Consider the following 14,131-nt stretch of genomic DNA (forward strand, 5'->3'; position numbering starts at 1 on the left):
CCTAGTCCACCCATGCTTTCTGAGCTTTGCCTTGGCTGCGCGCCAGTTCCGTCACATTTACCAAGACTCTTTCCACAGTAATCCCGGCCGTCTTTTCAACGTACTCTTTCACCGACTGCTGAATGTTTTCGGCCATTTCCGTTAAGTCAATGTCCGGCAATACACGCACTCTAACAACCAGCACAACCCCTCGCTCACTGTGCCGCACACGGGTGTCCAGTTCCTGAACGCCCTTTACTTCTGCCGCAATCCGATTGGCTAAGGCTTTTACTGTTTCAAATGAGATTCGAATTTGTCCAGCATCACCCGGGATAGTGACATACTGCTGGTCTTGTCTGCTGGTTTTATAAAACAAGAATCGAATCGCAAGTATTGCAAACACAAGGGCGACAGCCAACGCACTCAAATCACCTGGGTAGTTGCTGATGTGTACTATCATCCCCGTCTGCCACTCACCATTTACATTCAAGGTGAACAACGCAAGTATGACAGATGCCGCCAACGCACCCAGAGATAAGATAACGAGAAGAATGCGGTCAAGAACGCTCAATGGAACACCCTCCTGAACTTAGTCAGAAACTTCAACCGAAGTTACACTTGTTGCCACTAACTATCATGAATGTCGTTCTGATGTGACTTCTGCAGGAATTTCCTTGACTTTGTCAGACGGAAACAGAATGCCTGTCACATGAACATTGACATGATTTACTGCAAGGCCCGTCATTCCTTCGATGGCCTGCTTCACATGTTCCTGAATTAACACACACACTTCAGGAATATTAACTCCAAACTGCAAGACCGTCGATAGTTCTATGGAACAGGACTTATCTCCCTCACCAAACTCAACTTTTACACCTTTTGCTAAATTCTTTCGACCGAGTAACGACTCTGTTATGCCGCCGGCAAAGGTTCCGCTCATGTCAGCGACACCTTCTACTTCAGTAGCCGCAAGCCCGGCAATGATTTGTATAACTTCATCAGCAATTTGGATCTTGCCGAGTTCGTTCGAGTGAAACTCCATGTCTTGCATACACTGTTCCCTCCTGACACTCTACTTGCAGTATAGCAGTCATAAGAAACGAATTATACTGCTACATGACCTTATTCTCTTCCAAAAATCGGGTCGTAACATCTCCCGATATAAACTTTTCATGTTTTAAAAGGCGTTGATGAAATGGAATCGTCGTCTTCACGCCTTCGATTTCATACTCTGACAAAGCACGTTGCATTCTGTCGATAGCCTGCTGTCGATCCGGCGCCCAGACAATCAATTTCGCAATCATAGAATCATAATACGGCGGTACTGTATAGCCGGAGTACGCAGCACTGTCGACACGTACTCCAATTCCTCCCGGAGGAATATATGAAGTAATCGTTCCCGGTGAAGGCATAAAATTGCGCTCTGCATCTTCGGCATTCACTCTGCACTCAATGGCGTGACCGCGAAGGACAATGTCTTCCTGTCTCACGGACAGTGGTTCGTTTGCCGCAGCGAGTATTTGTTCGCGGACGAGATCGACTCCAGTGACCCATTCTGTCACCGGATGCTCAACCTGAATGCGCGTATTCATCTCCATGAAATAAAAGCTGTCGTCTGGCGCATAGATAAATTCAATGGTTCCGGCACCAACATAGTCCACAGCTCGTGCAGCCGAAACTGCGGCTGCTCCCATCTTCTGTCGAGTTGCATCCGGCAATACGGGACACGGCGATTCTTCAACAAGTTTTTGCAGTCTGCGTTGCACAGAGCAGTCCCGCTCACCTAAGTGAATGACATTCCCATGCCGGTCTGCCAAAACCTGAATCTCCACGTGACGCATACTCTCAATAAACTTCTCTAAGTACACACCTGCGTTACCAAATGCAGTCTCAGCTTCGCGTTGAGCCGTCACGACCGCTTTTTTCAGTGTCTCTTCGTCGTAAACTACCCGAATGCCTTTTCCTCCGCCTCCAGCTGTTGCCTTGATGATGACTGGATAACCTATATCCCGAGCGATACTGACTGCTTCTTCCACGTCGGACACAAGGCCGTCGCTTCCCGGCACTGTCGGTACACCCGCCGCCTTCATCGTTTCTTTTGCTACGGCCTTGTCTCCCATCGTTTCAATGGCATAAGCGCTGGGACCAATAAAGGTAATACTGCATTGTTCACAGACCTCAGCAAAGTCGCTGTTTTCTGCCAAGAAACCGTAACCCGGATGAACAGCATCCACTCCTGCCAGCGTTGCCACAGAGATAATACTCGGAATATGCAAGTAACTCTTCTGACTTGGAGTGGGGCCAATGCAGTAGGCCTCGTCGGCGAGTTGGACGTGTAACGCCTCTCTGTCCGCTTCCGAGTACACTGCAACCGTTTTAATTCCCAGTTCTCTGCAAGCGCGAATGATTCGAACAGCAATTTCGCCTCGATTCGCCACTAAGACCTTTTCAAACATAAACATTTAGCTCCTTACGAAACCTTAATTTTAAACATCGGCTGTCCGTACTCTACCAACTGGCCGTTTTCGACCAAAACATCAACAACTTCACCCTCTGCCTCGGCTTCAATCTCGTTCATCAGTTTCATAGCCTCAACAATGCAGACCACAGTCTTGTTGCTGACTTTGTCGCCCTTCGCAACGTATGCGTCCGCATCCGGCGAAGGCGCCCGGTAAAAGGTACCGACCATGGGTGCAGTGATGACATGGATACCAGACTCGTCATCGTCTGCTTTTGTTGCTTCCACGGACACAGGAGCTGGCTGCTCCTGTACCACAGCAGATGCAGCAGGTGCAGTGGACCCTGCAGGAACTGGTGCAGAACTAACGGAATGGGTCACGGAAACTGGATTTGACACAACTTCCGCTCCATTTTTCTTCAGCAATAATTTCATGTCATCAGTCTCAATTTTCACTTCTGAAAGGCTTGTCTCATCTAACAGACGAATAAGTTCACGAATTTCTCCAATCTTCACACCTGTCACTCCTTGACCACCGTATCAAAACACTCAGCCTAGTATAACACACTGATAAATTAAGTTGTTAGTCTGACACAGTGTCGTTTCGAGACAGTGAAAACCCCGTCGCCGTTTAGCCACGGGGTAGCCCAATTTGGTCTTAAGCATGCTCATGCACGTTGATATTGTCCAAGGACACGCTCATATGTTGGCTGACAATGTTCATGATTTGCACAGCCTTAGAATTACTCAACTTTGAAGCTTTTACATACACGTTGACTTTCGTTACGTCACCGCTCTTAGAGTCAATTGTTGGGAAAATGACGACGTCTGAGAAGCCGTCACCCAAAATCGCATCCCTCGCATTTTCGATGCCGCCTTTGATAGCCTGCAACTGCTCCAGGTCTTTTTGGGCCTGTGCGACCTGAGCATTGGTAGACTTGTTACTCACCATGATTTGCTCATAGACATCCTGGCTCTTGGCCAACTCTTGTGAAACTTGTGTGCGAGACTTTACAAACCAGTCTGAAGAACTGGTGCTCGTCTGACTGCTCCCAGATTTGGTCTGAGACTGAGAACTAGTACTGGACTTAGAACCCGTGCTCGTCTTTGTTGCATTGGCGGAGCTTTGACTCGAAGCGTTGGTGCTGGTGGAATTGGCTGTCCCTGTAGTATTTGGGCCAGGTGTACCAACACTGGTTGTAACAGAATTACCGGTCCCCGATGTGCCTGTCCCGCCGTTGTTGATAGTATAGTACCCTATCAGCATGAGTGAGAGCACCATCATTGTCGAAAGCCATACAGTTTGTCGTTTAACCACTTTACATTCCTCCCCGATTCTACGAGCTAGCTTTTTGAGGCTCTACGCTAATTTTATATGCAGGCACGTCCAACACATTCGTAATTGCGTTAATTATTTCTGATTTTGCTACGTAAAAATCTTTTGCGCTCACAGTGACAAGGACCCCTCGAACCTTCGGAGTGGTTCGTTGTATGACATACGGAACCTTGTCTCCATTTTGATTTGTCTGCGTAAACACTTGTTTATCGGTGGTCGTTGAACTTGATGCTTGCCCTGAATTTGTGGCGTTCTGGGTCTGTGTGCTCGTACGTGTGTCGTTGGCCACCTTAACGGAACCGCTGGAGTCAAGAGTTACCATCACTGACACTTTGTTGATGCCCTGAATGTTGTCTAACATGGATGCCAACTGTTTCTCATAAGCAGATTGGATACCGCCCTGATTGGACGAGCTGGTGGAATTTGAACCAGGTTTCGCTAACGTTGATACAGTACGGTTATTTTTGTGAAGGTTGACGTTTTGGCCCAGTATCGGACCAACCAGCAGAAAGAGCACACCAATTAGGCCCAAGACCAGGAGCCATTTATTTTGCATAATTGGCTTCAGATCCATTACTATCACCTCCTCCCACTGAGCCAATGGTGACCCTGCTTCGATTCAATCCCAACTGCTCTGCAGTCCAATTTGCAATGGGAGAGGCGCGGCTCATCTGCATTTGCGAAAGAATAATGTGTACGGATAACTGAGCAGGTTGCTGCGCATTTGTGACGATGACGCGTTGCGGTGTCAGATTGAATTTATCCGCGATTGCTGACCGCAAGCGATTGGCCAACAGCGTATCAGCCTGCGCCGCCTGGTCCTGATGAAAGTACTTTTCCAGCGTCTTCGTGTTTGACGTAGAATTTCCAAACATTGAGCCGGTAGTGCTGTTTCGAGTCAATTCAGCCACGGCTTCCTGTGCCAACTGAGAACCCCAGTTTTTCGTTATCAATACACCAAAGGGTTGTATCATCGTTGCAATCAAAGCGAGCCCCAAGACCATGCGAACATAACGCTCCAAGGCCTTTGTCGGCAGTAATAACTCGGCAAATACGGCAAACAACACGATTAAAACTAGTTGCTTCAGCCACTCCCCTAACGACGTCATTGCATTATCACCGCCAAATTGGTGGACGCCAGTAAGATCCCAATGGCAATGAAAAACATTAGGGCCACTGCGGCAACTGTCGCAAACACAAGTACTAGACTTTTGCTGATAGATCCCAGACAGCTAATCATGGCGTTTTCGCCCAAGGGTTGCATCAATGCTGCACTCCCGTTGTAAATAAAAGATAGAGCCAAGATTTTCAATGCAGGAAACAAAGCTATGAATGCAATAATGACCAGTCCCGCAATGCCCACAGCGTTCTTAACCAAGAGCGACGCGCTGGCCACTGTCGTGGCCGCATCAGAAAGGGCCTTGCCTACAACGGGAACGAAAGTGCCAATGGCGAATTTTGCGGTCCGAAGCGTCACACCATCAGCAACTCCTTTCCCGAGGCCCTGTATTGCAGTGATTCCGACAAATATCGTCAAACACAGCCCCAACGCCGAAACACTGATGGTGCGCAGCAAACCGGCAAGCCTCGTTAACTTGTAGCGAGGGGACAGCGCACTCGTCAAATCCAGCAACGCTGAGAAAAATATCAGCGGGAACACAAGGAAAAAGACGACGTTGCTAATCATGTGAATTGAGAACAGCAGTACAGGATGAAAGAAAGCTGCTGATGCGGGTGCACCTGATGCAGCCAACAGGGCGACAACCAAGGGGACGGTGGCTAACATGAAATCCGTCATTTGTTGAATAGCGTGCCTCGCGAATCCGACCGCTTCAGTAAATGAGCCGATGGCCAGCAACATTAAAACCATGAAAATCATTGCGTACGCAATCTGGCTGACTGTTTGCTCTTCAAACGCTGCTTGCAGCGAAGCCAACACTGCTGATAAGACTGCCAAGACGAGGATGGCACCGAGCAACTGAACGTTGTCCAATATCTCAGCAAAGAAATAGCGAAGGATTCCGTCCAGCAAGTTGCTCCAGTGAAAACCGCCGTTTCCCAAAATTGCGTGTACAAGTCCCGGACCCGTCGTGTCGGGTAAATAGCCGCTATACTGTTCCTTCAGTTTCTGCCAATAGGCATCAATTGACTGAGTCGGAATTTGGTCCAGCTCCCGGTTTGCTTCCTGGTGTACGTTCATACTGTTGTTACTGCTGGTGTTACTATTGTTCATACTGTTGCCGTCAGGGTTGGACGTAGACTGCTTCCCTGAGCCCAATTGGCCGCCCAATCCAGTTGACGGCGAGGCAGACTGTGAGGTCGAATTCAATCCCTCACCAACGGTGTTGTGTACTTGACTTTGATTCGAATCAAAGCCTGCGCTAGAGTTAGCCTGAGACTGCACCGTGTATAGTGGGGGAGGCGTGTCTTCGGGAGTTGTGTCCGCAAGCGCCTGCTGGTGCCAACCTGTTGCACAAATCGTCAGAAGCAACAGGGCAAACCCGAATGCTGCAAGCCACATTCTCCGCTTCATGTGGACACCTCCCTAAGGCAACAAATGGACCAGTGACTCAACAACGTCTGTAATAATGGGAATCGCAAGTATCACAATCCCAACCTTCCCTGCCAGTTCAATTTTCCCAGCTAATGCCCCCTCTTTTGCATCGCGAGCAATTTGTGCAGCAAATTCAACAATGTAGGCAATCCCGATAATTTTTAGTACTGTCGTCAGGACACCGTGATCGACATTTGCCGCGTTTGCCAAGTCGTTGAGTGTCGATAACACTTTGCCCATGTTGTGAACCACCATGGTCAACATAATGACGCCAGCCAGAATGCCAACAATCATGGCAAACTGAGGAGCCTGCGGACGCAATACAGCGATAATTACAGTAGCAGTCAAACCGATGCCGACTAATTGAAGAATGTGCACACTCTTTCACCTACTGACTGAGGAACACTCGTTGAATCTCTCCGTATAGGTGGTCGACGTAGCCGATTACGATAATAAAAACTGCCACAAACCCAACAAAGGTTGTCCACTGCGCAAACTCCTCCTTGCCGCTTTGCTTCAAGATGGTGTGCAGTATTGCGACTAAAAAACCGATGCCCGCAATTTGAAATACCGCTCGTACTTCTGGTGTCATTGCGGATGCCTCCTCCGTGCGCCCTACCCGCGCTAATATAAGAGAACTAAGAGTAACAGACCTGTCAAAACACCCAAGTATTGCCACAAGCGTTCGTTTCGCTTCTGTGCCTCGCGTGCTTCTCTCTCCAGGCCATCAAGTTGTGTTAGGACAGCAGCAAAATGCTGGCTTTGATGAACTCTGTCGGAAGTACCTAGGGTTTCCCCAAATTCCTGCAGCACTTCCACATCCTGCGACCGAAACGCAGTATATGCCTTCACATCTTGAAGGGACGAGCTGAACGCATCTGGCACGGAAACGTCGCTTTCTCCGAGATTGGATGCAATGGCCTCCATGAGCTTACTGACAGGGGGCACGGTTCGCAAAGCGACTCGGCTCAAGGCTTGCGGCAACGGCGTGACACTGAACTCAATCTCCTGCTTCAAAAGACGAATTGCCTGCATCAAAATCCGAATTTGCCGCGGCCGCTCACGATAGTCACGTGCAATACGGAAACCAATGGCCGTACAGGACATTAACAACAGTGCTGCGCCCACAAGTTTCATCATGGAGACATCGACCCGCCTCCAGTGATTCTTCTTGCAGTTCCAGTCTTGACAGGCTTACCGTCAGCATCAAGGACGCGTTCTACGGTACCGGGGCCCCTCCGTCGGCTTAGCACGATATAGCGCTGAAAGGCGTTTGCTGCAAAGAGTTCCGCCATAAAGGGACGCGCACTCCACTCAGCCACATCGCGTGCGTGTGCGCTGGTTAGGACTCCTACACCAGCATGAGTCGCCTCGAGAATTGCGTCCCGGTCTTGCTTGCGGCCAATCTCGTCTGTGACAACCACATCCGGAGACAGGCTTCGGATGGCCATTAACATACCTTCCGCTTTTGGACAGGCGTCCAAAACGTCCGTGCGCGCACCCAGTTGAAACTGGATTTTCCCGTCCACACAGCCGGCAATTTCAGAACGCTCATCAATGATACTGACCTTCAGCCCATTCACCATGTCTCCAATTCCGGCGCTCCACTGACGTGCCATGTCTCGAATCAATGTCGTCTTTCCACATTGTGGAGGGGAAATCACCAGGGTATTGTATGGACGTCCGTCGTGTCGTCGAACCATGGCCATAATTCCATCAGCGGCCCCGATGCGCTCTCGTGCAATTCGTACATTGACGGAACTAATGCTGCGAATGGAACGAACTTCTCCGCTTTCATACAGGACGGCGCGACCAGCGACACCAACACGGTGTCCGCCCGGCATCGTGATAAAGCCCCGTCTCAACTCGTCTTCGACAGCGTACAATGAAGATTGGGTGACAACTTGCAGTACCCTCGACAAGTGTTCCTCACTGACAAAAAGGGCCGTTGTTTCCGAAGCTGTCAAGCTGCCGGAAAGCGTCAGAAAGCGGTCGACGCCTTCACCGCAAACCTGCAGCGGCTTACCCAGTCGAAAGCGAATCTCTTCAATCCTTGCCTGGATGTTGGCTGGCAGAGCTTCCATGCTCTGCTGAACATCCGGCGGACAAACGGAAAGCACCTGTTTCCATGCCTGCTCCTGGGCCCTTCGCCAAAGCTGATTGGACACGGTGTTGTCCACCTCCTGTAGATAGTCCATATATATGGATAAGGTAGACAAGGTATGCTAGGAAGCCGGAACATTATTGGGAGTGGATGCATCCAATACAGGAGGAACCGCAACGATGTCAGGGGGGATATGCGTGGACATTTCGCTCATCATGCGGTGGATTGTGGTGTTTTTAGTCATATTTATCTTGTTGATGTTCTTCGTCTTTAGTTTTATGAAAAAAAATGAGGCAAAACGAAATAATGCAGCGTAATCGGGCGGAAACGATGAGGTAGACCATGCCAAACTGCGAACAATGTAAAAGCGGCTGCACTGGACAGCAGCCGCCTTTAAAGCCCCAACACCGAAGGTTTGTCAATACTGTGACAGAGAAACAAAACAGGAGGACTGAGGCGCATTACCTCCCGCCCTTTACGCCCTTGAAATGTAAGCTCCGCTGCGCGTATCAATCAACAGCCTGTCACCCTCATTGATAAACAGTGGAACACTCAAAGTGTAACCTGTTTCTACCGTCGCAGATTTGCTGCCGCCTTGAGCTGTATCCCCTTTAATGCCCGGCTCAGTCTCTGTCACTTCAAGCTCCACCGTGTTCGGAAGGTCGATGCCAATTGTCTCCCCGGCATGCATTACAATGTAGCAGTTCATGTTCTCCTTCAAAAAATTCAACTCATAATCCAGTTGTTGACGAGTGATTTGAATCTGCTCATAGGTCTCCGTGTCCATAAACGTATACAAGTCACCGTCGTTGTAGAGGTATTGCATTTCACGGGTATCAATTCGAGCACTTTGTACCTTTTCTCCAGCACGGAAAGTTTGCTCCTTAACGCCGCCGGTTTTAACATTTTTTAGTTTCGTTCTGACAAACGCTGCACCCTTGCCAGGTTTTACGTGCATAAACTCAATCACTCTAAAAATCTGACCATCCAGTTCAATCGTTGTCCCGGTACGAAAATCGTTACTAGAAATCAAAAAATTCTCCTCCTCTAAGCTCTCACTTACAAAAATATCACCTTAAATACGAATTAAATACGAAGACGTCACGCTAATTTTTTGCGGGGTCAGTCAGATTCAGCAAGTACCGGGCGGCCAGTTCGTAGCCAAAAGTCCCGAGTCCAACAACTTGGCCGTCGACGACATCTGAAAGTACCAGCTTGTGTCTGAACTCTTCCCGTTGGTGCACATTAGATATGTGGACTTCGACTGTAGGACGAGACAGGTCTTCCAGACAATCGCGCAGAGACAGACCATAGTGTGCCAGCGCACCGGGGTTAATAATTATCCCCAGCGATTCAGGACCCTTTTCCTGTAAAAAATCCACTAGGGCACCTTCTGAGTTTGACTGAAAGTCCACGACGCCTACTCCGATTGTCTCAGCCAACTGCGATACATTCGAAATGACATCTCGCAGTTGAACCGAGCCGTAGATCTTCGGTTTTCGCACTCCCAGACGATTCAAGTTGGGGCCGTTTAACAGCAGTATATACGGACGCATACTCTCGTCCTTTCTACGCATCGATGAGTAAATCGGTGTCATTGTACCATAAGGATGGATGAACTGGAACTGCCTTATCGGCGTTATCTGCCGGAGCTACCATGAGACGCACCGGGTCTGCCATCGTTGCACAACAGACCCGGACTTTCCTGCTACGACGTGGTCTTTGCGTCACACAGACTGTGAAAAATCATATCTCAACACTGGCGATCTCGCTGCCTTCACCTCGTCCAGCCGCCCAATTACCGTACTGTGGGGTGCACTCGTCACAAGCTCAGGGCTCTCTTCTGCTTCTTTGGCAATTCGCAGCATGATGTCCGCAAACGCATCGAGGGTCTCAAGACTCTCCGTCTCGGTTGGCTCAATCATCAAACACTCCTCCACAATTAATGGAAAATAGATTGTCGGAGGATGAACACCGAAGTCCAGCAGTCTCTTGGCAATATCCAATGTTTTGACTCCAGCCTTTTTCTGCCTTCGCCCAGACAGTACAAACTCATGTTTGCAAATATGATTAAAGGGCAGATCATAAGCGCCTTCCAGTTTTCGCATGAGGTAATTCGCAGATAAAACCGCTGTCTCGGAAACTTCCTTTAGTCCATCCGGCCCCATCGTGCGAATATAGGCGTAAGCCCGTGCCAAAATTCCAAAGTTTCCATAGAATCCCTTGACTTTTCCAATGGACTGCGGTCCGTCGTAATGGAATACATAGGTACCATCCTCGGCGCGTGCTACTGTCGGTTTCGGCAGATACGGAATCAAGAGGGATTTCACGCCCACAGGACCAGCACCCGGACCCCCTCCCCCGTGAGGTGTTGAAAAGGTTTTGTGGAGATTCAGATGTACCACGTCGAAGCCCATGTCTCCCGGGCGAGCGTACCCCAGAATTGCGTTGGCATTGGCGCCATCGTAGTAGAGGAGTCCTCCGGCTTCGTGAACAATCTGGGCGATTTCAATGATTTGCGACTCAAACAGACCCAACGTACTTGGATTCGTAAGCATTAACGCCGCTGTATCCGGTCCAACCGCCTTTTTAAGTGCGTCCATGTTGACAGAACCGTCTTCATTTGACGCCACAGTGACGGCTTTCAACCCTGCCATCTTGACACTGGCTGGATTGGTCCCGTGAGCGGAATCAGGCACAATCACCTTATCACGGTGTTCACCCCTGTCACGGTGGTAGGAAGAAATCATCATGAGTCCTGTCCACTCGCCTTGAGCACCTGCTGCCGGTTGAAGACTGACTGCGTCCATGCCCGTAATCTCACCCAAATCCGTTTGCAGTTGATATAGAAGCTCCAACGCCCCTTGGACAGTTGACGCGGGCTGAAGTGGATGAATGTTGGCAAGCCCGGGAAGCTTAGCATATTTCTCGTTGCGTTTTGGGTTGTACTTCATGGTACAGGAGCCTAATGGATAAAACCCGGAATCGACGCCGTGATTTCGGGTCGACAAGGCTGTATAGTGACGGATGACATCTACTTCGCTGACCTCAGGAAGATTTGCCGCTTTCTCTCGAACAAATCCCTCGATGCTGTCAAAGGACGCCTCAGGTACATCCAACTCAGGCAGACTGTATGCCTGCCTCCCCGTCTCTCCCAGTTCAAAGATTAACGCTTGCCGATTCTCTACTTGTGCACTCATAGCAGTCCCTCCAATTCTTCGCAGACTGCGTCCATCTCTTCCCGCGTCCGCATTTCGGTAACGTTAATGAGCAAGGTCCGTTCTAACTCCGGATAGTAGTCGTCTAAACGCAGTCCGAAGAAATATCCTCTCTCCAAGAGGGCATCCTGCAAAACTTTCGTGTCCGTTGGTACGCGAATAGTAAACTCATTAAAGAACCCGTTCTTGAAGACGGTCTCGACGCCTTTAATGCTGTTCAGACGCTGCTCCAAATAATGAGCTTTGTGATAGTTCTGGGCAGCTAGTTCGTGCATTCCCGATGGTCCCATATACGCTAGAAACACCGTAGCCACCAGAGCATTCAGGGCTTGGTTTGAGCAAATGTTTGACGTCGCTTTTTCGCGTCGAATATGTTGTTCCCTTGCTTGCAGCGTGAGCACATACCCACGTTTGCCATCCGCATCGGTGGTTTCGCCGACAATGCGACCCGGCAAGCGTCTCATCAGTTCCTTTTTAGCGGCCATAATGCCAAGATACGGACCGCCGAAAGCCATCAGATTACCAAGGGCCTGGCCTTCTGCAATAACGAGATCGGCGCCTAATTCTCCAGGCGTTTTTAAAAGACCCAGTGCAATCGGATAGGTCGCAGCGACTAACAGCGCACCTTTCGCATGAGCCGTGTTCGCAATGGCTTCCAGGTCTTCAATCCCACCAAAGAAGTTTGGGTATTGTACCAAAACGCCTGCGGTATCCTCGTCACAAATTTCTTCAAGAGTGTGACGGTCGACCCTCCCGTCAGACGCATACGGCAACTCTACAATTTCAATCGACTGGCCGGACGCATACGTCTTTACAACCTCTCTGTATTCTGGATTCACATTCTTAGCGACAATGAGTTTGTTGCGGCGGGTGTGTGCACAACAAACCAATCCCGCCTCAGCCATTGCGGTCGGACCATCATACATCGAAGCATTGGCCATGGCCATGCCAGTCAACTCGGATACCATCGTCTGGTATTCGAAGATTGCCTGCAACATGCCCTGACTAATCTCAGCCTGATAGGGCGTATACGAGGTATAGAACTCGGACCTGCCTGCAATTGCATCTATCACACTGGGCTGAAAGTGTTCATAACTTCCGGCGCCGAGAAAACTCGTAACGTGTTGAAGGTCTGCATTCTTTTCAGCAAGTTTAGCCATATGCCTGTCCAAGGTTATTTCAGACATGGCAGCTGGCAAATTTAACGGTGTTGTCATGCGAATGGATTCCGGAATATCCGAAAACAGTTCACCAATATTTGATAATCCTAGATATGAGAGCATTTTTTGACGGGTCTCGTCCGTATGGGAAATATAACTAAATTGACTCAAACTCAATTCCTCCCCCGTTGGCGAAGTTATTTTCGCCGTCTCTATGCACTTACAGTATTAGCTGCGCTTGTAAAAAGGGGTTTCCACTACCTTTGCAGGTATCTCTCGATTACGAATACGGACACTGACTATGGTCTCGAGTTCGCTGAAGGAAACATCAACGATTGCCAGCGCAATCGGAACGCGCAACGTCGGCGACATTGTACCCGAAGTTACGTGTCCAATTTCCAGTCCATCCTTGAGAACCGTGTATCCCTCTCTCGGGATTCCCCGTTCGAGCACCTGCAGGCCGACGACCTTCTTTGACAAGCCGTTCTCCTTCTGCTGCGTCAGCGCATCCTTTCCAATAAAATGATGTTTCTTTGTTTTTACCGCAAATCCAATTCCCGCCTCCAACGGACTAATATCTGCGGACAGTTCGTGCCCGTACAGAGGCAGCCTAGCTTCAAGGCGCAAAGTGTCTCGAGCACCCAGACCGCAAGGTTCAATACGCTCATCCGATTGCAGAATTGTTTTCCACAAGTGCTGTGCGTCATTGGCATCCACATAGAGTTCAAAACCGTCTTCACCGGTATAACCAGTCCGAGAGACAATCGCAGTTCTTCCAGCGACTTTTAGTTCCTTAAACCGGAAAAACGATATATCCGCTAAGTCTTCTTCTACATGTGCTTGCACGACCTCTTGGCTCAGTGGACCTTGGACCGCCAGTAATGCAATTTCGCTTGACTGATTCGTGAGGGCTACGTCAAAGCCGTCCGTATGTTCTTGCAGCCAATCGAAATCCTTCTCAATGTTACCAGCGTTCACTACAACCATGTAGTGCTGGTCACCTAGACAATATACCAAGAGGTCGTCCACAGTACCACCATTTTCGTAGCACATTGCCGTGTACATGGCCCTGCCCGGATGAATCCGAGACAAGTCATTCGTCACCAGTGTTTGAAGAAAGCTGAAAGCATCTTCTCCTCTTACATCGAATTCTCCCATATGTGAAACATCAAACAGTCCCGCCTTCGTACGAACTGCTTCATGCTCCTGAATAATACCGGAAAATTGGACTGGCATATCCCAGCCTCCGAACTCAACGGTCTTCGCACCGCTTTCCTTATAAAGTGGAAAAATCGGCGTTCGCTTCAGCTCTGACATCTACG

The 14,131-nt window shown here is 49.4% G+C and carries 17 protein-coding genes; all 17 read right to left on the reverse strand.

The window, feature by feature from the left end; genetic code table 11:
• Window position 1 precedes the first annotated feature (1 nt).
• Window positions 2–550, reverse strand: coding sequence for an alkaline shock response membrane anchor protein AmaP (gene amaP / locus GI364_RS13220; RefSeq protein WP_198849749.1), 549 nt, complete (start codon window positions 548–550; stop codon window positions 2–4).
• A gap of 63 nt (window positions 551–613) precedes the next feature.
• Window positions 614–1,030 carry an Asp23/Gls24 family envelope stress response protein gene (locus GI364_RS13225; protein ID WP_198849750.1) on the reverse strand — a complete coding sequence of 139 codons (417 nt, stop codon included), beginning with the start codon at window positions 1,028–1,030 and terminating at the stop codon, window positions 614–616.
• A 61-nt stretch (window positions 1,031–1,091) separates the two neighbouring features.
• The gene (gene accC / locus GI364_RS13230; protein ID WP_198849751.1) at window positions 1,092–2,435 is read right to left on the reverse strand and encodes an acetyl-CoA carboxylase biotin carboxylase subunit; all 1,344 of its coding nucleotides are present in this window, start codon (window positions 2,433–2,435) and stop codon (window positions 1,092–1,094) included.
• 14 nt (window positions 2,436–2,449) lie between these two features.
• Window positions 2,450–2,953: an acetyl-CoA carboxylase biotin carboxyl carrier protein gene (gene accB / locus GI364_RS13235; protein ID WP_198849752.1), complete on the reverse strand. Its 504-nt coding sequence runs from the start codon at window positions 2,951–2,953 to the stop codon at window positions 2,450–2,452.
• 142 nt (window positions 2,954–3,095) lie between these two features.
• Window positions 3,096–3,755, reverse strand: a complete 660-nt coding sequence (locus GI364_RS13240; protein ID WP_198849753.1) for a SpoIIIAH-like family protein — start codon at window positions 3,753–3,755, stop codon at window positions 3,096–3,098.
• A 19-nt stretch (window positions 3,756–3,774) separates the two neighbouring features.
• Window positions 3,775–4,347 carry a hypothetical protein gene (locus tag GI364_RS13245; RefSeq protein WP_198849754.1) on the reverse strand — a complete coding sequence of 191 codons (573 nt, stop codon included), beginning with the start codon at window positions 4,345–4,347 and terminating at the stop codon, window positions 3,775–3,777.
• On the reverse strand, window positions 4,319–4,882 hold the full coding sequence (gene spoIIIAF / locus GI364_RS13250; RefSeq protein WP_198849755.1) for a stage III sporulation protein AF: 564 nt from the start codon (window positions 4,880–4,882) through the stop codon (window positions 4,319–4,321). The genes GI364_RS13245 and spoIIIAF overlap by 29 nt, the downstream gene beginning before the upstream one ends.
• On the reverse strand, window positions 4,879–6,306 hold the full coding sequence (spoIIIAE, locus tag GI364_RS13255; RefSeq protein WP_233095789.1) for a stage III sporulation protein AE: 1,428 nt from the start codon (window positions 6,304–6,306) through the stop codon (window positions 4,879–4,881). Before spoIIIAE ends, spoIIIAF begins: the two co-directional genes overlap by 4 nt.
• A gap of 12 nt (window positions 6,307–6,318) precedes the next feature.
• A complete protein-coding gene (spoIIIAD, locus tag GI364_RS13260) occupies window positions 6,319–6,705 on the reverse strand; it encodes a stage III sporulation protein AD (protein WP_198849756.1) in 387 nt (128 codons plus the stop codon).
• Between the two features lie 10 nt (window positions 6,706–6,715).
• Window positions 6,716–6,919 (reverse strand): stage III sporulation protein AC, encoded by a 204-nt coding sequence (spoIIIAC, locus tag GI364_RS13265; RefSeq protein ID WP_198849757.1) that lies wholly within the window; start codon window positions 6,917–6,919, stop codon window positions 6,716–6,718.
• Between the two features lie 32 nt (window positions 6,920–6,951).
• Complete coding sequence (gene spoIIIAB, locus GI364_RS13270; protein ID WP_198849758.1) at window positions 6,952–7,467, reverse strand: stage III sporulation protein SpoIIIAB; 516 nt, start codon at window positions 7,465–7,467, stop codon at window positions 6,952–6,954.
• The gene (gene spoIIIAA, locus GI364_RS13275; RefSeq protein WP_233095790.1) at window positions 7,464–8,495 is read right to left on the reverse strand and encodes a stage III sporulation protein AA; all 1,032 of its coding nucleotides are present in this window, start codon (window positions 8,493–8,495) and stop codon (window positions 7,464–7,466) included. Before spoIIIAA ends, spoIIIAB begins: the two co-directional genes overlap by 4 nt.
• Window positions 8,496–8,906: 411 nt before the next feature.
• The gene (efp, locus tag GI364_RS13280; RefSeq protein ID WP_198849760.1) at window positions 8,907–9,464 is read right to left on the reverse strand and encodes an elongation factor P; all 558 of its coding nucleotides are present in this window, start codon (window positions 9,462–9,464) and stop codon (window positions 8,907–8,909) included.
• 73 nt (window positions 9,465–9,537) lie between these two features.
• Window positions 9,538–9,987 (reverse strand): type II 3-dehydroquinate dehydratase, encoded by a 450-nt coding sequence (locus GI364_RS13285; RefSeq protein WP_198849761.1) that lies wholly within the window; start codon window positions 9,985–9,987, stop codon window positions 9,538–9,540.
• Window positions 9,988–10,158: 171 nt separating this feature from the next.
• Window positions 10,159–11,631 carry an aminomethyl-transferring glycine dehydrogenase subunit GcvPB gene (gene gcvPB, locus GI364_RS13290; RefSeq protein ID WP_198849762.1) on the reverse strand — a complete coding sequence of 491 codons (1,473 nt, stop codon included), beginning with the start codon at window positions 11,629–11,631 and terminating at the stop codon, window positions 10,159–10,161.
• On the reverse strand, window positions 11,628–12,980 hold the full coding sequence (gcvPA, locus tag GI364_RS13295) for an aminomethyl-transferring glycine dehydrogenase subunit GcvPA (RefSeq protein WP_198849763.1): 1,353 nt from the start codon (window positions 12,978–12,980) through the stop codon (window positions 11,628–11,630). The genes gcvPB and gcvPA overlap by 4 nt, the downstream gene beginning before the upstream one ends.
• 57 nt (window positions 12,981–13,037) lie before the next feature.
• Complete coding sequence (gcvT, locus tag GI364_RS13300; protein WP_198849764.1) at window positions 13,038–14,126, reverse strand: glycine cleavage system aminomethyltransferase GcvT; 1,089 nt, start codon at window positions 14,124–14,126, stop codon at window positions 13,038–13,040.
• Between the last annotated feature and the right edge of the window lie 5 nt (window positions 14,127–14,131).

This window comes from Alicyclobacillus sp. SO9 (assembly GCF_016406125.1).
Classification (GTDB): Bacteria; Bacillota; Bacilli; order Alicyclobacillales; family Alicyclobacillaceae; genus SO9.

Excerpts from the sequence above, each read along its gene's own strand:
- spoIIIAB (WP_198849758.1), bottom strand. The coding sequence starts at position 7,467 with ATGATGAAACTTGTGGGCGCAGCACTGTTGTTAATGTCCTGTACGGCC.
- spoIIIAC (WP_198849757.1), bottom strand. The coding sequence starts at position 6,919 with ATGACACCAGAAGTACGAGCGGTATTTCAAATTGCGGGCATCGGTTTT.
- gcvT (WP_198849764.1), bottom strand. The coding sequence starts at position 14,126 with ATGTCAGAGCTGAAGCGAACGCCGATTTTTCCACTTTATAAGGAAAGC.
- spoIIIAF (WP_198849755.1), bottom strand. The coding sequence starts at position 4,882 with ATGACGTCGTTAGGGGAGTGGCTGAAGCAACTAGTTTTAATCGTGTTG.
- gcvPB (WP_198849762.1), bottom strand. The coding sequence starts at position 11,631 with ATGAGTGCACAAGTAGAGAATCGGCAAGCGTTAATCTTTGAACTGGGA.
- GI364_RS13285 (WP_198849761.1), bottom strand. The coding sequence starts at position 9,987 with ATGCGTCCGTATATACTGCTGTTAAACGGCCCCAACTTGAATCGTCTG.
- GI364_RS13225 (WP_198849750.1), bottom strand. The coding sequence starts at position 1,030 with ATGCAAGACATGGAGTTTCACTCGAACGAACTCGGCAAGATCCAAATT.
- spoIIIAE (WP_233095789.1), bottom strand. The coding sequence starts at position 6,306 with ATGAAGCGGAGAATGTGGCTTGCAGCATTCGGGTTTGCCCTGTTGCTT.
- GI364_RS13245 (WP_198849754.1), bottom strand. The coding sequence starts at position 4,347 with ATGGATCTGAAGCCAATTATGCAAAATAAATGGCTCCTGGTCTTGGGC.
- accC (WP_198849751.1), bottom strand. The coding sequence starts at position 2,435 with ATGTTTGAAAAGGTCTTAGTGGCGAATCGAGGCGAAATTGCTGTTCGA.